Source organism: Galbibacter kalidii (assembly GCF_026241135.1).
Lineage (GTDB): Bacteria > Bacteroidota > Bacteroidia > Flavobacteriales > Flavobacteriaceae > Galbibacter.
In genome coordinates this window covers 1-17,364 of sequence record NZ_JAPFGA010000030.1, presented here as the reverse complement: position 1 = coordinate 17,364, position 17,364 = coordinate 1, and the positions used below count along the sequence as shown (strand labels likewise).

The 17,364-nt window shown below is 36.1% G+C and carries 15 protein-coding genes; 6 read left to right on the top strand and 9 right to left on the bottom strand.

The genetic code is table 11. The annotated features are described in order from the left end of the window. Positions 1-525: 525 nt before the first annotated feature. The 7 genes from OOZ15_RS19065 to OOZ15_RS19035 all read right to left on the bottom strand — a co-directional run bounded on the left by OOZ15_RS19065 (position 526) and on the right by OOZ15_RS19035 (position 7,613). Positions 526-1,212, bottom strand: coding sequence for an alpha/beta hydrolase fold domain-containing protein (locus tag OOZ15_RS19065; RefSeq protein ID WP_265958044.1), 687 nt, complete (start codon positions 1,210-1,212; stop codon positions 526-528). A gap of 236 nt (positions 1,213-1,448) precedes the next feature. Next, positions 1,449-2,531, bottom strand: a complete 1,083-nt coding sequence (locus OOZ15_RS19060; RefSeq protein ID WP_265958043.1) for an alkene reductase — start codon at positions 2,529-2,531, stop codon at positions 1,449-1,451. A gap of 85 nt (positions 2,532-2,616) precedes the next feature. Then, the gene (locus OOZ15_RS19055; protein WP_265958042.1) at positions 2,617-3,510 is read right to left on the bottom strand and encodes an NmrA family NAD(P)-binding protein; all 894 of its coding nucleotides are present in this window, start codon (positions 3,508-3,510) and stop codon (positions 2,617-2,619) included. A gap of 105 nt (positions 3,511-3,615) precedes the next feature. Further along, positions 3,616-4,365 carry a pirin family protein gene (locus tag OOZ15_RS19050; RefSeq protein ID WP_265958041.1) on the bottom strand — a complete coding sequence of 250 codons (750 nt, stop codon included), beginning with the start codon at positions 4,363-4,365 and terminating at the stop codon, positions 3,616-3,618. Between the two features lie 11 nt (positions 4,366-4,376). Beyond that, positions 4,377-5,330, bottom strand: coding sequence for an NADP-dependent oxidoreductase (locus tag OOZ15_RS19045; protein WP_265958040.1), 954 nt, complete (start codon positions 5,328-5,330; stop codon positions 4,377-4,379). Positions 5,331-5,589: 259 nt separating this feature from the next. Next, the gene (locus OOZ15_RS19040; RefSeq protein WP_265958039.1) at positions 5,590-6,327 is read right to left on the bottom strand and encodes an AraC family transcriptional regulator; all 738 of its coding nucleotides are present in this window, start codon (positions 6,325-6,327) and stop codon (positions 5,590-5,592) included. Positions 6,328-6,398: 71 nt separating this feature from the next. Beyond that, positions 6,399-7,613, bottom strand: a complete 1,215-nt coding sequence (locus OOZ15_RS19035; protein WP_265958038.1) for a site-specific integrase — start codon at positions 7,611-7,613, stop codon at positions 6,399-6,401. Positions 7,614-8,014: 401 nt separating this feature from the next. Here OOZ15_RS19035 and OOZ15_RS19030 point away from each other — a divergent pair, with 401 nt between their 5' ends. The 5 genes from OOZ15_RS19030 (at position 8,015) to OOZ15_RS19010 (ending at position 13,219) form a co-directional block, all read left to right on the top strand. After that, positions 8,015-8,560, top strand: coding sequence for an RNA polymerase sigma factor (locus tag OOZ15_RS19030; protein ID WP_265958037.1), 546 nt, complete (start codon positions 8,015-8,017; stop codon positions 8,558-8,560). A gap of 68 nt (positions 8,561-8,628) precedes the next feature. Continuing rightward, positions 8,629-8,841, top strand: coding sequence for a hypothetical protein (locus OOZ15_RS19025; protein ID WP_265958036.1), 213 nt, complete (start codon positions 8,629-8,631; stop codon positions 8,839-8,841). Positions 8,842-8,852: 11 nt separating this feature from the next. Beyond that, positions 8,853-9,728, top strand: a complete 876-nt coding sequence (locus OOZ15_RS19020) for a FecR family protein (RefSeq protein WP_265958035.1) — start codon at positions 8,853-8,855, stop codon at positions 9,726-9,728. Positions 9,729-9,790: 62 nt separating this feature from the next. Further along, the gene (locus tag OOZ15_RS19015; protein ID WP_265958034.1) at positions 9,791-12,391 is read left to right on the top strand and encodes a TonB-dependent receptor; all 2,601 of its coding nucleotides are present in this window, start codon (positions 9,791-9,793) and stop codon (positions 12,389-12,391) included. A gap of 3 nt (positions 12,392-12,394) precedes the next feature. After that, positions 12,395-13,219, top strand: coding sequence for a DUF4249 domain-containing protein (locus OOZ15_RS19010; RefSeq protein WP_265958033.1), 825 nt, complete (start codon positions 12,395-12,397; stop codon positions 13,217-13,219). Between the two features lie 327 nt (positions 13,220-13,546). Here the strand turns inward: OOZ15_RS19010 and OOZ15_RS19005 are convergent, their stop codons facing one another. Beyond that, entirely contained in the window at positions 13,547-14,686 is a 1,140-nt protein-coding gene (locus OOZ15_RS19005; protein WP_265958032.1) for a nuclear transport factor 2 family protein, read from the bottom strand. 102 nt (positions 14,687-14,788) lie between these two features. Then, complete coding sequence (locus OOZ15_RS19000) at positions 14,789-15,832, bottom strand: helix-turn-helix domain-containing protein (protein ID WP_265958031.1); 1,044 nt, start codon at positions 15,830-15,832, stop codon at positions 14,789-14,791. Positions 15,833-15,983: 151 nt separating this feature from the next. On the opposite strand from OOZ15_RS19000, the gene OOZ15_RS18995 reads away from it, so the two are divergent. Then, positions 15,984-17,039: a glycoside hydrolase family 113 gene (locus OOZ15_RS18995; RefSeq protein ID WP_265958030.1), complete on the top strand. Its 1,056-nt coding sequence runs from the start codon at positions 15,984-15,986 to the stop codon at positions 17,037-17,039. Positions 17,040-17,364: the final 325 nt, after the last annotated feature.

Below are 17,364 nucleotides of genomic sequence, written 5' to 3'. Positions count from 1 at the left end.
TGCTAGATATTCTTTGCAGTCTCCATCGGTTTTAAAGCGATCGGAGAACTCCAGAAGATTTTGCCCTTTAAATATGTCCATTTTTTAATATATTTACCATGATTGAAGATACGTATTTAAATACTCACCTCTAAAAAATTAATTAAAAAATAACAAAATCTCACATTCTGCCACAAGCCTAATCGCCAATCAATTTTCTTGAACTCTTATACATTTTTCAGATTAATTTCTAGATTAGGTAACGAAAATTTTGACGAATGATTATTCCTGGCCTTCAATATTTTTTGCAACTTGAACTTAATTTTTTGTCTTTTCCATCTCAAAAGCAATAAACTCACCTTGCCTTAGTTTGAAGAATATATTTGTTCTTCGCTTTGAGACTTCCTTTTCTCCTCTTGAACTTACCGTTTTTATCTGTTATAGCTGCCTGATTACCGCTTTTATACTCAATATTAGCGACTCAAGCTTCTTTCAAGAAAACTGGCATACGCCGCCCGAGCCGTTATAATGTTCTTTATCAAATTTTTAATTTGAAGATATAAACTCTTTTATATCCTCCATTGCTTCTATTGACGCTTTGGAATCGATATGGGAAAACAGCCAGACATGTTTTTGCCCATCATACTCTTTAAATTTGGATATCTTCTGAATCGGAGTAATGTATGTATAGAAATTTCTGGCATCATCATTCAATACTTCGTCCGTGCCAACCAACAAGAAGACAGGAGGGAATTTTTTGAATTTCAATTCACTTGGATCTGCCTCTTTAATATTGTTTGAAGAATACATTAAAGCATGGTTATACAAAAAATCCTTGCTTAGAATCGGGTCCAATGCTTGTTTGGTCTCATATGAATCATTAGCGCACTTTAAATCAATCCACGGAGAGATCAGCGCTAAAGACGCAGGCATTGATAGATTGGCCTTTTGTGCATCCTTTATCAATGCTATTGCCAAGCCACCCCCGGCACTATCTCCCATCACCGTTATTTTATAGTCTTTGTACTTTTTTTGCAGCTCTTTATACACTTTAAATATTTCGTTGTTGGCCGTAGGATATGGATGCTCCGGGGATAGCGAATATTCAATGTATACCATGGGTGAATTTAATGATGAAGCCAAATGGGTCAACATGGTATGATACGTATTAAAATTGCCATAGGTATAAACGCCCCCATGCAGATAAACAATTATTTCCCCTTGATTTAGCAAGTCTTGATTAAACCAATAACTCTTTACTCCCGAAATGGTCGTTTCTTTTATATTGACCGTACTATCAGGTGGATAAACCTTTCCTAGGGTTTCTAAAATGCCCTGAAATCCTTAATCTGCTGCATGGTGCTATCTGGAACCGTTTGTGCCTTTACATTTGTGCTAGTAAGTTGGAACACCACCAGCATCATTACGATTTTGAATATATTTTTCATTTTATTGTTTTTACTTGTTTTTTATTCTTTTAAAAATAGATAGTCAATATAGCCCTGTTCGCCGCCGCCAAACATGGTGGCCCTGTCTGGTTCATTAAGTGCGGCATCTTTTTCAAATCTTTTTGGCAAATCTGGATTCGCTAAGAATAGCGTTCCGAAGGAGACCATTTGGGCTATTCCTTTTTCAAGTTCTGCTCCAGCGGAGTCCTTGTCATAGCCTGCATTTGCAATAACGGTTTGTTCTATTATTTTACCAAACAATTCGATTTCATCATCCTCCGGATAGTGTGAAGGGGAAGGGAAATAAGGGCTGCTCTTCATCAATTCTACATAAGCAAAATCCAATTTGTTCAGTTCCTTGATCAGATAGGTGTAAGTTTCAGCAGGATCATCCAAAATCATGTCGCCATACGGATGAAAAGGTGATATTTTAACTCCTACTTTATCACCGCCAACTGTATTGATCAATTCCTGCATTACTTCCACGGTGAACCGGGCTTTGTTGGGAATGCTGCCTCCATATTCATCAGTTCGTTGATTGGCACTTTCTGCCAAAAACTGACTTGGTAAATACCCATTTGCCGCATGAAGCTCTACACCGTCAAATCCAGCTTCAATTGCATTTTTGGCTGCTTGCCCATAATCCTTTACTGTTTGTTTGATTTCTTCTAGAGTAATTTCTTGAGGTGTTTCATAATCTTTCATGCCTTGTGAGGTAAAATGTTGCATTCCTTGTATAGGAAGTGGGGATGGTGCAAGCGGTAATTTACCATTCCTGTCAATAGAATGTCCTACACGGCCTGTGTGCCAGAGCTGAGCGATGATGAGGCCTCCATGATCGTGTACAGACTTAGTAACTTTTTTCCAAGCTTCTATTTGCTCATTGGTATAAATACCGGGAGTTAATGGGCTACCGGTGGCTTCTTCACTTATTCTGATGGCTTCGGTAAATATCAGACCTGCACTAACTCTTTGGGTATAGTATTGAACTGTTATATCACCTACGATACCATGAATGTCTGCACGGCTTCTTGTCATCGCAGACATTGCCATTTTGTTTTTTAGTTTTAATCCAGCTAATTCTGTTTTTTCTAATAATTTCATTTTATTTATTTTTTAAGTGTTATTATTTATGATACAAAGTTGAGCTGAATATTTTTTTGAAACTTGTATCAAATCACTATTAGCATTAACTATTGTAAATAGGCAGGTAAATTTCATTTACAAATTCTTCTGCTGTAGTTAGGGTTGTAGTGGATTTATCTCTTTTTTGATAATTCATCATTCCTGATTGGATAGCAACCGCCATACCTAACAGATTATCTACAAAATCTTCTGAAAAACCGTTACCTAAGAATACCTGCTTTGCCTGGTCTATGGGGATTTGCACATAAGGTAATTCAGGATTTCCGATGGCTTTGCCAATGATATTGGTAAACTCTCTGTAGGTATAATCTCTTGGTCCCATTACTGCATGAACGCTTTTACCCGTAAAGTCAAGATTTGACAGATGTGCCGCTGCAACTTTCGCTACATCTTGCGTAGCAACCATGGGTATGGCATGGTCGCCATCTGCAGCAGTACCATTGATACCTTTGGATTTAACCAAACCAATTGTTCTTAAAAAATTCTCCATGAAGTAGGCCGAACGAATGTGTAATACATTTACATCTTTCAATTGATTTAACCTTACTTCCTGCTCACCGGTACCGCCCATGATGCCATTACCTTCATGCATGTGGGAACCAAGGCTGCTCATGTTTACAATATATTTAATGCCTGATTTTTCAATAGCTTCTATATAGTTGCTTGTAACCTGTCTTTGGTATGCTCTTGTGTTTTCTGCTTTTACATTATCGGGTAAAATGATGAAAGCACTATCTGCATTTTTGAATGCATCAATAAGTGTGTTAACATCTTTTACATCGCCTGTAATTACTTGAGCACCTTTATTTTTGAACTTTTGTAACTTATCACTATGTCTGGCAAATACAGTTACTTGATTCCCTTCATTTAAAAGGATGTCTGAAATTTTACTACCCACGGTTCCAGTGGCTCCAAGGATTACTATTTTCTTTTTCATTTTTATGATTTTTAAATTGTTGTTGATTATTACTATGCAAAGATGTTGTGATTAGAGAAGTAAAACTTGTATCAAATCACTGTTCTAATTTTGCTTACATGCTTGTTAGTGGAGATTGCCACTGTACATGCCCCCATCAAAATGTTTTGCATTCGTTTGGGTAATAAATAGCACAAGGTCAGCTGTTTCAATAGCAGTGAAAGCTGGATTTTCATTTTCTATCAAAACACTTTCGCCTGTGTTGAGCAGCATAGTGCCATTGACTTGTATTTCTCCATTAAAGACATACAATAGGAATGATATATTCTCCATAGATAGTTCGGGCAAAAGAATTTCTTCACCTTTTTGTAACTGCATATCCATAAGCCAAGTATTGCTTCTTATTTGCAGTGGATAATCATTGCCTTTACCAGCTATTTTTCGCCATTGATTGATACTGTATATTTTTGATAATTGATAAAATTGTACTTGTGGTTTTAAATTTTCACTTTCCGGTCTAATAAAAATTTGCAAGCCTTCCAATACTTCTCCCTCTTCCAGAACTTTCTCTTCGTGATAAAATCTTGAGCCAGCATTCATCATCATCAATCTTTGATTTGAAAGGATATCAGCATGTCCTTCTGAATCTTTGTGACTTACTTTACCCCTGCGCAAATACGTGAGTATTTCATCATCTTTATGCGGATGCATCGGTATGAGTGTACCGGGCGTTACCCGTGCTTGATCAATTCTTCCAATGGTAGAAAAACCAGTATCATTTAGTTCAGGTCTTATAAGTCCCGGATATAAAATTTGGATTCCAAAGCCACCATGTTGTTTACCATATTTTATGGTATTGTCTATTTTTGTTAACATCGTCTTGAGTATTAGGATTGCTGATTTATTTCTACGGCAACTTTTCCTATGTATCCTCCTTTTTCAGCGAATTGATAGGCTTCTTTGTATTGTGCAAACGGAAATACTTTGTTGACTTCAATTTGCAATCCTTTTTTTAATGAACTTACCAAAACATCTGTATGCTTTGTCGATGGGCTTGAGAGTATAACAATGTGTTTTTTGGACGTAAATAAGTTTTTGAAAAGCGAAGTTGGGATTTCAATAGGCTTTGGCGTCGGATTTAAAAACAGGGCTTTTGATTTCATGATTTTTTTGGCTTTGGTGTAACCCATTTTGCCTGATAAATCAATCACAATATCGTAGCGGTTTTTTTGTGATAGTACATTTTCTTTAGTGTAATCAATCACGTAATTTGCACCCCATTTTTTGGCTGATTCTATGCCTTTAGTGCTTGTAACAGCCGTTACGTTTGCCCCTTTTTCTCTTAATAATTGAAGTAGAAACATACCGAAACCTCCGGTAGCCCCATTCACTAAAATTTGAGTCTGTGCTTTGATATTACCCATCTTTTTTAATACTGTAAGGGCTGCGGTGCCAACTACTGGAATGGAGGCAGCTTGGGGAAAACTGATATTGGAAGGCTTTTTCCAAACCAATGAAGATGTCACGGCAACATATTCGGCCGATGCACCTTCTTTCATCATGTTTTTGACCACCCCAAAAACTTCATTGCCTTTTTTTATGCCAATGACAGAGGATCCAATTTCTTCAACGATACCAGCGAAATCAGTGCCTGTGTGCCTTGGAAGTTTTGAGCCGGACATTAATGTCATTTCTCCTTTCCTGATTTTCCAATCCATTGGATTGATAGAAAATGCTTTTACTTTGACCAGTACCTGATCTGCTTTAATAGTAGGTCTAGATTGTTCTACAGTTTGTAAAACATCTGTAGTTCCAAATTTTTTATACACTATTGCTTTCATGATATTATTTTTAATTGTTCAAAATGATATCACAAAGTTGCGAACAAGTTCATCTTCAAACTTGTATCAAATCACTATTGTGCCAAGGCGATGTGCTTTTTAAGTGTAAGCAGAACTGAGAGAAAAATCAAAAAATGACCTGTTTATATGACCGTTTGCCTTTTGGAAAATGGGACAGGTTACAAAATGTAAAGGCGCCTGCAAAATGAAGGTGCCGTTTGCAAGTGCTTAAACTAAATCTAAATTGGATATAGTAGGGTTAATAAATCTGAATCAAATCACTATTATGTTTTAAGGCCTTAGGAGGCATTCCAAACATTTCGTACATATACTTATTTAATTGGGGGAGATCGTAAAAGCCAGTATCGTAGGCAATATCGGTAAGGCTTCTGTCTTTGTCGGAAAGTGCGAGATAGATGGCTTGGCGTAACCGTGTCCACAGTAAATATTTGGAAAGACTACTACCAGTTTGTTGCTTAAAGAGTGACGCTAAACGGGATGGAGAAAGAAAAACTATATCGGTAAATGTTTGTGGCGTGATATCGGATTGAAAGTAATTAGCCTTAATGTATTCAACTATTTTTGTAACTCTTTCGTCATAGTTATTAGAAGGTAATTTAGAGAGCAAAGCATCAACTATTTTGGTAACATCTAAACTGTCTTTTGGTGTCTGAAAGAACGAATTTGTTTCGGGTGGTGAGTCAAAGACCAAATAATCCTGATTTTCTTTAAACCTACTTGCTAGTTCCAACCCAATATTTGAGTAGGGTTCTATATTTAAAACATTCAATGTTCCTTTTTCTGCAACGCAAAAATGCGGCACATGAGGTTTTATCAGAAAACCGTGAATGCGTTCGTGTAGCGTCCCACTGATGGTCGAATTAAAGGGTGTATCATTTGACAGAACGATTTGATATGCAGAATGATGATGGATTTCTACTGTGAGATTGCGGGCTTTAAGAGCAAGAATGAATGGGTTATTGTGCTGTTTTTTCATATAACTTAAATTATTGCGATGTCAATTGGTTGGAATTTACCGATTTTTATCTATTGTTATTTAATTTATTATTAAAAGTTTATCACACTATCCAACGCATCGTCTGCATCTCTATGTATAAAATTAGCTTGATAGTTTAAAGTTGTTTTTAAATCACTATGGCGATAAAGTTTTTGTAACATCAATGGATGAATAGAATCCCCTGCGATGTTTCCAAAAGAATGCCTCGCAATATGCATTGTCACTTTCTTGTTGATTCCTGCTTTTTTAACAATTGATTTTAGGTTCTTGTTGAATTTACTGGTAGCCACTTTGATTTTATTATAAACGTCTTTGGCGTTACTGAAATCTGCCTTTTCCATTTCAGGGAAAATAAAATCATCAGTACCATTTTTATACTTCTCATAGTACTTCATAATTATCATTGCTTTTTTAGGTATTTTGAGCGATACAATTTTGGTATTCTTACTCATCCTGTAGTTCAATCTTCCATCATAAACCATTGACCATTTGGTGAAAAGAACATCCGAAACTCGCATCCCTGCAAAGTAAAAACTGAAAAGCCAAACATTTAATGCGTGACGTTGCACTTCTGATAAGTTTTGAAGTTTTTCAAGCTTTGTTATTTCCTTTTTATTAAGCCCTATTTTAATGGTTTGTGGAAATTTGATTTTGAAACCACCTTTACCGAAAGGGTATAAATCTTTACTTACTACTTTATCAGCAATTGCTCTATTATAAAGCAAACGAATCAATACCATTACATTCAGCGCAGAAGTTTCCGTTAAGTTTCTATTGCCCATAAGATAGGTTTTGAATCTTTTGAGAAAACGCAGATTAATTTCTTGAAAGCGCAATTCTTTTGATTTATGGAAATCACGGATATAGGTTATGAGTGCAGAATCTGTAGTATATCTATTCATTTTCTTGTCAGCTTCAAGCGTATCTAAATGCTCGTTTGCATAATCGAAGAACGTCAAACTTGAAATAGGTTTGTAAATATTCCGCTTAATCTGGGTAGCCGATACATCGCTGTCCTCACTTTGTAGATTCATTAAGCCCTTATTCACGTCTGTAAGTTTTGAGGACAATAAGCTATTTAGGCTTTTTGCATTGGGATGGGACTTTTTTACACGAAGGTTTTTCTCATCCCAATCTTCTATATCAATATAATGACCAATATGTTTATAGGTAGAACGGCGGTTTTTAGTTATCCTAATTGCCAAAGGAAACATTCCCTTGGTATTGGGTTTTTTTCGTAGAATAATTTTTGCACTTGCTGACATAGCTGACCTGTTTAAGTTGCGAAAGTCAAATCAGGTACAACATTTTGTCAAAAACTTACCTTAAAGGTACATTTTTATTGGGTTTTTTGGGTACAACATAGGTACAACAAATGTTGAAATTAACTGATATTATATGACTTTAAATAAAATGACAAAACACATAAGTGGTTGTAAATGAGTTAATTTGTGTTTTGTTGGTGCAAGGTATGCTAGACTTAGGATCTAGTGCCGAGAGGCGTGGGGGTTCGACTCCCTTCACCCGCACACAGGACAGACAAAAAGACTCTTCATTATGAAGGGTCTTTTTTATTAACAATTTCTTTAGTTTTATGTTATACTATTGATTTAGTAATAGCGTTAATTCTAGTAGTATCGTTGCAGCCAACCCTTTGAAAACCTCAATGAACGAAACTGAAAAGAATAAAGAACTCATTGCAAAACTTAAAGCCGGTGACAAGGCCGTACTTAAAGACTTGTATGTTTTGTATTATTCGAAGCTCATCGGTATAGGGAAAAAGTTCAATTTTGATTTTTTATCACCAGAGGATTTTGTTCACGAAACCTTTTTAAAACTTTATCACAAAAGAGAATTGCTGAAAGAGGACGTCCTGCTGGACAAGCAACTCTTTGTTATTTGTAAAAACATTATTCTCAATCATATAAAAAAGGAAAAAAAGAATATTTCGTTTGACACCTTCGACAACCTGTCTTCTGAAAATATTGATAGTGAACCGCTGGTTGATGAAACCAAAGTGGAAGAAGACAAACAACAGCTATATGCCGTCTTGAATCAACTTCCCGAACAGCAAAAACAAATCTTTAAACTCCATAAAATCGAGGGTTATTCTTATAAAGAAATAAAAACCATCACCTCTCTTTCTCCAAAAACCATTGCCAACCACATATACTTGGCAAACAAGTTCCTCAAAAAAAACATAAAAAAATAATGTCTCCATTAGGAACTTTTAATTTCTCGATTGTTATATAGATAGAAGCAATCATTAGCACTATTATCATGATTCTCGAAATATTTAAAACCAATGTTCTGTCAGAGAAACAATCAATATGGCTTTTAAAAGTCTTACAACTCTATTTTTCTGATTGTATCATGAATTTCGATCTGGAAGATTGTGACAGGATTTTAAGGGTTGAAGCTAACAGGGAAATAGCAGATCAGATCACTGCTGTTATGGTTTCAAACGGATTTTTCTGTGAAAGAATTCTATAAACATGATGGAAATGAAAGAAAAGATAAACGACTATTTAAAATCCCTTTGGAAAGCAGATTATCCTGTTTCAGAAACAAAGGAAGAAATTGAATCCTCTTGGGAACGATTTTCTGCTAAAGCTTTTGGGGAAGATACTTCCAAAATTATTCCGATGAACAAGCCTCGTCGACAAGCAAACATCATGAAATACGCTGCCGTGGCTGCTGTATTGCTTATTTTTGTTTCACTTCCATTTATCCTTAATACTGAAACAGAATTCTTACTTGTAGAGAACAACTCTTCAAATGTTCGGGAATTTACCCTCCCCGATAACTCCAAGGTGAGCCTTCAACCTGAAGCCAAACTATTTTATGCCAAAGATTTCAAAAAACACAGAGCAACCAAAATAGAAGGTGAAGCTTTTTTTGAGGTTGAAAAAGACAAACACTCCCCTTTTACAGTTGTCTGTAAAAAAACTACAACCTCGGTTCTCGGAACTTCGTTTACCGTGAATAGCCTGTTTGATGAAGGCGTCGAGGTATCCCTTTATGAAGGAAGCATAAAAATGGAAATTGAGGGCGGCACACAAGACTGGATTCTCGCTCCGGGCGAACAGTTTGTATACAACCAACAAGGCACCGAAGTAAAATCATTTGACAAAAACAATAATCCAACCAAAAGTTATATCGATTTTGAAAATGCACGTTTGATCGAAATCATAAACTATGTACAAAAAACCTACGGCTATACAATCACAGCAAACCCTATGCTGCTCAACGAAAGTGTTACCCTGCGTATCAGCAAAAACGAATCCTTGGAAAATTTAATCAATACCATAGCCACTATTTATAATCTGGATCCGGAAATAAATAATACAAAAAAAGAAATCACTTTATATCAGGATTAAAGCATCAAAAAACGAAACAGTCTTAAAAAGAAAATTCATCAACCACACAAATCAAAAAACGAATGAAACAATTATTTTTGTTAGTTCTACTATTAATATCTTTAGTCTCTTTCTCACAAGAAGACACCACTATACTGAAAAACCCGAGCTTACAGGAGGTGTTTTCTGCTATCGAATCTAAAAGTGAGTATAAATTTGCCTACGACAACAAGTTGAACACTAAGGAAAAAGTAGGTTTCGACATACGGTTCAGGACAGAAGAAATCGATACCGTCATTGAGTATTTGAAAAAGAATTCAAAATACAACATCAATAAACTCGGAAAGAACATTACCATCACCAAAAAACAAGCGGACCGAAAACACACTTTTTCAGGAAAAGTATTGGACGAAAACAACGAACCTCTACTGGGTGCCAATATTTATATAGAAGAAGAACAAACCGGAACAATGACCGACCACAACGGCCTTTTTTCCATAAAACTACCGGAAGGAAGTTACACCGTACGCATTAGCTATATTGGTTTTTTGAATGCTGAAGAAACTATTGAACTGTACCAAAACATCAATAAAAAATATATCTTGTTTGATAGTGGTCAAAAATTGGATGAAGTTATCATCACCCAAAAAAACAACATTGCCGAGATCAGGAAACCACAAATGAGTTTAAACCGCCTATCGGCAGAGCAAATAAAGGGTATGCCGCTGGTGCTTGGTGAGACCGACCCGCTAAAAGCGCTTTTGCAACTCCCGGGGGTTACTAATGCCGGTGAAGGAAGTTCTGGGTTTAATGTGCGTGGTGGTGCTGCAGACCAAAATCTTATTTTGCTGGACGGCTCCCCAATTTTTAGTGATTCCCATCTTTTTGGATTTTTTTCGGTTTTCAATGCCGATGCTCTTAGTGGCTTAAAACTATACAAAGGCGGGATCCCTTCCAAATATGGAGGACGGGTTTCTTCCGTTTTAGATGCCCGTCAAAAAACGGGGGATCTTCAAGATTTTCATATGAATGGAGGAATTGGACTTATATCAAGTAGATTGCTCGCTGAAGGGCCTATTACAAAGGGGAAAGGCTCTTATTTGATTGCAGGAAGAAGCTCTTATGCACATCTTTTTTTAAAACTGGCTAATAATGACAATTCAGCTTATTTTTACGACCTCAACTCCAAATTGAATTATAAGTTGAACGAAAACAACAGTTTATTTGTCTCTGGATATTATGGTCGGGATTTCTTCGAGATTAGTGATAATTTTTCAAGCACCTATGGAAATGCCATGCTCAACTTGCGTTGGAATCATCATTTTTCAGATGATATAACCTCAAATTTATCTACTTTTTATAGTGATTATAATTTTAAGTTAGATCTTGGCATTCTCGATTTTTCATGGAAAAGTACCATAGGAAGTGCTGGTCTAAGATATGATTTCAGTCATCATTTTTCAGACAATCTTAGCCTGCAATATGGAGCAAATGCCATTTATTACGATTTCAATCCCGGAACATTAGAGCCTGATGAAGGAAGTGCCAGGGTCAATTACCGACAATTAGATAAAAAATATGCCTTAGAACCTTCTTTTTATATTGATGCCGAGCATAAACTGTCTGAAAATTTAACACTGCAATACGGGTTACGGTTTAGTATGTTTTACAGATATGGAAAAGAAGAGATCAATCACTATGAAAACGATCAAGCGGTCGTTTTCAATCCCGATTTTCAGATATACGAAAAAGGGACACCCACAGGAACAACCTTATACGAAAGCGGGAAAACCATATCAAACTTCAATAATTTTGAACCGCGAATTGGTCTTTCTTATGCCTTAAATGACAACACCTCTATAAAAGCCAGCTACAACCGGATGACACAGTACATCCACCTGCTCGCCAACAACCAATCCCCTTCACCGGTAAATGTTTGGACACCCAGCGGACCGTTTATAGAACCTCAATTATTGGATCAATCGGCTATAGGGTTCTTCAAAAACTTTAAAAACAACACGTACACCATAGAAACCGAAGTGTTTTATAAAACCGTGAAAAATCGAATTGATTATGTTGATGGGGCCAACCTTATTGCCAATGATGATATCGAACAGGTTATTCTCAACGGCAAAGCCCGGTCTTATGGTTGGGAAATATTGCTCCAGAAAAACACAGGAAAACTCACCGGGTGGATTGCCTATACGCTTTCCCGTGCTGAACAAAAAACCCCCGGCCGGACACCGCAAGAAACAGGAATAGCAAACGGGGAGTGGTATTTATCTACATACGATAAATTACATGACCTTTCTGTAACGGGAAATTATAAACTGAGCAACAAATGGTCGTTTGGAGGGAATTTCACCTTCCAAACCGGTCGCCCGGGAACCTTCCCAAATAGCCAATATGAGTTTGATAACATTCGCATTCCTAATTACAGCTCCAGAAACGAAAGCCGACTTCCTGTTTACCATCATTTGGACCTCTCGGCTACCTATACCCCAAAGCCAAAAAGTGAAAAAAAATGGAAGGGCGAATGGGTGTTTAGCATATATAACGTTTACAACAGGAAGAATTCGGCTTCAATTACGTTTGAGTCCAACAAAGATACCGGGGCAAACGAAGCCATACGACTTTCAATCTTTGGTATCATTCCTAGTATTTCCTATAATTTTAAATTTTAAAAAATGAAAAAATCAATATATACCTCCATAAATTTATTTGTAGCCTTTTTGATGCTAACATCCTGTGAGGATTCGATCGATCTGGACTTAGACACCACAAAACCTCGCTTGGTCATCGATGCCGGGATTGCTTGGGAAAAAGGAACCGATGGAGCTCAGCAAACCATAAAAATAAGCACAACAACCGATTATTACGCTACCGAAATCCCTCCGGTTTCCAACGCTACGGTATCAGTTACAAACAGTGAAGGAATTGAATTTCAGTTTGTAGAAAGCCAAGGAACAGGGGAATATGTTTGTACAGATTTTATCCCTGAAATCAACGAGACCTATGAGCTAATGGTGCTGGTTGACGGACAAACCTATACGGCGAGTGAACAATTGGTTGCCACACCCGAAATTACTCATATAGTACAAAATGATGAAGGTGGCTTTTTTGGTGAAAATATTGAAATTAAGTTTTATTATCAGGATAACGGGGAAGAAGATAACTTTTACCTATCGGAATTTAATGCCGATTTTTTATCGTTTCCTGAACATAACGCCACAAATGATGACTTAACACAAGGGAATGAAATGTTTGAGTCTTTTATAGATGAAGATGATGATCTCGAAACCGGTGATGAAATATACGTAAGCCTAAGAGGAATGTCTGAACAATTTTACAATTATATGACGATCCTCTTGGAAAACTCCGGAGGGAATCCGTTTAATACTCCATCGGCCAATGTGCGCGGAAACATCATCAACCAAACTGATGAGGGAAATTACGCGCTGGGCTATTTTAGACTTTCTGAAATGGATTCAGCTATACACATCGTTGAATAAAAGTTGAGCGAAGCCAATCACTTTACTTTTCTCAATTAATTTAAAAATCCCAAATTAACTCCTCTTTTTTGATATTAATGATGGCTTTATCCCGGTTTGCTTTTTTTATATGTATTCTTCCTCTCTTTTTGGGTTGTGTTCAAAAAAACACTTCTCCAGAAGAAAAAAACATTTCAAGTGAAGCTGCGTTTCCAAAAATCACATATATATTACACAAAAGACAAAATAACAGCAATATTCCTTTTATCCGTATAAAACTTACAAGCATTTGATTTATCTTCATGTCATCAGTTCCAAACAACCTTGAAAATTTCTAATCTTGGTTAGTTATTCGGTCTTTTTTTCCATTTTTAACTTCTCAATTATTTTTAGAGCGACATCTTTTGATGATAAATAGTTTTGACCGGTAATCAGATTTTCTTGTGCTTCTACATGTGGAGAATTTCTTGGAGAAAACTTAAATGTTCCACCTCTGTCTTCAATTGTCTTTTGAATATGAAAAGGGAATTGTTTTAAATAATCTGCATCATGTTTCTCGTAAGAATCAGGATATCCACTGATCACTTTTCCATCTACAAGATACTTTCCGTCTTTTGTTTTTAAGTTGACGATTCCTGCGGTTCCATGACATACGGAAGAAATAATACCATTATACTCTTCAAAAATTGTCATTGATAGTTTTTGAATATGACTGTTTTCAGGCACTCCATACATGGCGCTTCCTCCACCGATATAATGAACTGCCTTATAATCTTCGGGTTTTATTTCTTCTGGTTTTCGGGTGTGTTTTATAGCATACATAAAGTCCGGATCGTATAAATACTTTTTATGCAATGAATCTGAGGTATTGATATAGGCAAGGGGTATGCTTCCTCCATCCGGGCTAACAAAATCTACTGTGTACCCCGACTCTTTAAAAGTGTTATAGGCATTTACTATTTCTGAAAAACTGTTTCCCGTTGGTATGTCAGAGTTGCCATGATAATGTGCATTGGATACAATAAAAAGAATACGGTCCCCAGATCGATTACTTTTCTTACTTCCGGCAGACTTACTAATGATCTTCCATTTTCCCTCAATTTTCTTCAGTAAAAACATATCCATAAATTCCAATCCCTTGGTCGGAAACAATATTTCTACTTTAGCCCAAGCAATATTGTTATAACAGTCAATGGATATTATCTTCCCTATTCGTCCATTATACTCCCCTGGTGTCCCTTTTTTAAACCAGCTTGTATATTCTGAAATAGGTACGATCCACAAGTCTTTTTCTTTATGGTCTAAATATAAATTTGCCATGGGGAAAAACGCCTTTTCTATACGCTCCGGTTGATTATAAGAGCTTCCTTCTATATAATTTTGAAGTGCTTTTTCTATTTCAATACGGTCCTTGTTATTCGTTTGAGAAATCCCAGCAAAAGAAGAAAAAAAGAATATTGTAACTAACCCAAAAAATAAATGCTTCATTTTGATCGATGTTTAAATTTCAGGCAAACATCTATAAACAAAATGAAAATGGAGCATTGGGTTATAATAGAGATGTACGGATTTATAAATTTGGATAAAAAACTAGGAAAACTGGCGTTTAAACTCCGCCGGGGTTTGCGAGACAAGTTTTTTGAAGGTGTTGTAAAATGTGGATCTTGAAGAGAACCCAGCTTCAAAACCAATGCCCTCCAGTGTAAACTGATTACTTTCCTTAATCAGTCTTTTTGCTTCATCAATCCGATATTCATTGATAAATAGGGCAAAGCTTTTTCCTATATTATCATTCAACAATTGAGACAGTTTGTGGGTTGAAATGTTTACTTTTTCGGCTACATCGTTTAATTTGATGTTAGGGTTTTTGTACAGCTTTTCTTTCTGCATCACTTCATTCAGGGTTTTTGCTAAAGCTTTAGCCTCAACATCTTCAATTTTTTTAGACGCATATTTTTGAGGTATGTCCCGGAAAATGCTATCTCTGTTTCCTTTGGACAGTAAAAAGAACAACAAGGCGTAAAACACTAATGAAAATGTCAATGTCCCTATTAAATAAAGATAAAAATACCCGATTACATAAGCCATGAAAATTAATCCGTTCCCTATATAAACTCCAACCAACCACAACTCTTGGGTAGTAGACTTTTCCTTTTTATTAAAGAATTTTTGAATAATGTCATTCAAAACAAAGCCTGAAATGAGTAAATAAATCCCCCAGACCACATAAATAAACAACGTAAAATAATTATTCCATAGCTCTATGTTGGTTGCTCGTGGTTTTATAATACCTACAAAAAGCACAATAAGTAGTAAAATCCCATAATGGATTTTCCAAGCACGCGGAGCTGTTTTTATATTTTCTACAGAAGATTTCAGGTAAAAATACAAGGAAACCCCAATCAAAAAACAGGCAGATAATCCTATCTGTATATAAAGAGAGTCTCTATTTTCTGTAAAAAGTAAATATACCGATTTCCCTATTCGCAAGCTTAGCATTAACACCAACAACCCAAAAAAGAAGTTTTGAATCCGTTTTTGCCTAGCGAAGAATAAAAGATATAAACTTATGAGGAGCCCGTTAAAAACCCCGAGGGCACCAAAGAAGAACAAAACCGGATTGTCAAAAGTCATTTTTATCAAAGTTTAGGCAGTACAGTAAACTACCTTCCAAAATTAAATATATAAACCAAAAGTCAAAGTCAAAATTGTTGGCAATATAATACGCATTCAAGGAATTTTAATTTGTGTATGTCTATATTTGAATATCGGTTTTTTTGAATTAATGATGACTTTACCCCGGTTTGCTTTTTCTATATGTATTCTTTTTCTCTTTTTGGGTTGTGTGCAAAAAAACACTTCTTCAAAAGAGGAAAGCATTTCGAGTGAAGCTGCGTTTCCCAAAATCAACGGACTAAGTTTTGTTGCTTCACGGGACACGCTTAGACAAGCCAATATTAAACCCATACTGGATGTTCATACCAATTATGTCTCCGTTATGCCCTTCGGGTTTATCAAAAGCCCGGATCATCCCAAAATAATTTACAATCAAGAACGGCAATGGTATGGCGAAACAAAACATGGGGTAAAGCAGTATGTTGAAATGTTTCATAAAAATAAAATCCACGTGATGCTAAAACCACAAATTTGGGTAGGACACGGACAGTTTACAGGTTTGTTGGAAATGAATTCGGAAGAAAACTGGAAAGCACTCGAAACTTCCTACAGCAGCTTTATTTTGGAGTTTGCACAAGTAGCTGAAGAAAATCAAATCGAGTTGTTTTGTATTGGAACCGAATTGGAAAAATTCATAGAAAACCGCCCGGGTTATTGGCATAAGTTGATTGCAGAAATAAAATCGGTTTACAAAGGAAAACTGACATATGCAGCAAATTGGGATGAGTATAAACGTGTCCCTTTTTGGGATGCCTTGGACTATATCGGTGTGGACGCTTATTTTCCGGTGGCAACAAATAAAACCCCGACGGTTGATGAGGCGAAAGCAGGATGGCAACAATGGAAAGATGAATTGAAATCTGTTTCTGAAAAAGAAAACAAAAAAATTATTTTTACTGAATATGGCTACCGAAACATCGATTTTGCAGGGAAAGAGCCTTGGGTAAGTGATCGGGAATTGAATTCACTTAATCATGAGGCCCAAACCAATACCTTACAGGCTTTATATGAAGAGGTCTGGAAAGAAGATTGGTTCTCCGGTGGATTTTTATGGAAATGGTTTATGGAGCACGATCGGGTTGGAGGCAATGCGAACAATCAGTTTACACCTCAAAACAAACCTGCGGAAAACATTGTGAAAAAATATTATAAAGAAATAAAGTAAACTACCTCGGAATAAGCCTGATAGTTAACTTAACCTAGGTTCAATTATTAAAATTAAATATCTAAAAATAAAAGGTTGAAAGAACCATTAAGGAGTTAAGGAAATTCATTAAGCACCATAATATCTCTTAATGCCTTAATGGTTTACATTTTTTCACAATTCCATATAGCATATCTGATTGAAGAGTAAAAGAGTATAAATCGAACTCACGATAACTTACAAATCAAAGACACTATCCCAAAAAGTGTGTAAGTAAAAATATCGAGGGTTGGATTCTTAATTAGAGTCTGACCCTTTTTTCATAGATCGTCAGGAACTGATTTAA

What these genes read in the sequence shown, in the direction of transcription:
- OOZ15_RS19060 (WP_265958043.1), bottom strand. Translation starts at nt 2,531, where the DNA reads ATGAAATTATTAGAAAAAACAGAATTAGCTGGATTAAAACTAAAAAAC.
- OOZ15_RS19055 (WP_265958042.1), bottom strand. Translation starts at nt 3,510, where the DNA reads ATGAAAAAGAAAATAGTAATCCTTGGAGCCACTGGAACCGTGGGTAGT.
- OOZ15_RS19050 (WP_265958041.1), bottom strand. Translation starts at nt 4,365, where the DNA reads ATGTTAACAAAAATAGACAATACCATAAAATATGGTAAACAACATGGT.
- OOZ15_RS19045 (WP_265958040.1), bottom strand. Translation starts at nt 5,330, where the DNA reads ATGAAAGCAATAGTGTATAAAAAATTTGGAACTACAGATGTTTTACAA.
- OOZ15_RS19040 (WP_265958039.1), bottom strand. Translation starts at nt 6,327, where the DNA reads ATGAAAAAACAGCACAATAACCCATTCATTCTTGCTCTTAAAGCCCGC.
- OOZ15_RS19035 (WP_265958038.1), bottom strand. Translation starts at nt 7,613, where the DNA reads ATGTCAGCAAGTGCAAAAATTATTCTACGAAAAAAACCCAATACCAAG.
- OOZ15_RS19030 (WP_265958037.1), top strand. Translation starts at nt 8,015, where the DNA reads ATGAACGAAACTGAAAAGAATAAAGAACTCATTGCAAAACTTAAAGCC.
- OOZ15_RS19025 (WP_265958036.1), top strand. Translation starts at nt 8,629, where the DNA reads ATGATTCTCGAAATATTTAAAACCAATGTTCTGTCAGAGAAACAATCA.
- OOZ15_RS19020 (WP_265958035.1), top strand. Translation starts at nt 8,853, where the DNA reads ATGAAAGAAAAGATAAACGACTATTTAAAATCCCTTTGGAAAGCAGAT.
- OOZ15_RS19015 (WP_265958034.1), top strand. Translation starts at nt 9,791, where the DNA reads ATGAAACAATTATTTTTGTTAGTTCTACTATTAATATCTTTAGTCTCT.
- OOZ15_RS19010 (WP_265958033.1), top strand. Translation starts at nt 12,395, where the DNA reads ATGAAAAAATCAATATATACCTCCATAAATTTATTTGTAGCCTTTTTG.
- OOZ15_RS19005 (WP_265958032.1), bottom strand. Translation starts at nt 14,686, where the DNA reads ATGAAGCATTTATTTTTTGGGTTAGTTACAATATTCTTTTTTTCTTCT.
- OOZ15_RS19000 (WP_265958031.1), bottom strand. Translation starts at nt 15,832, where the DNA reads ATGACTTTTGACAATCCGGTTTTGTTCTTCTTTGGTGCCCTCGGGGTT.
- OOZ15_RS18995 (WP_265958030.1), top strand. Translation starts at nt 15,984, where the DNA reads ATGATGACTTTACCCCGGTTTGCTTTTTCTATATGTATTCTTTTTCTC.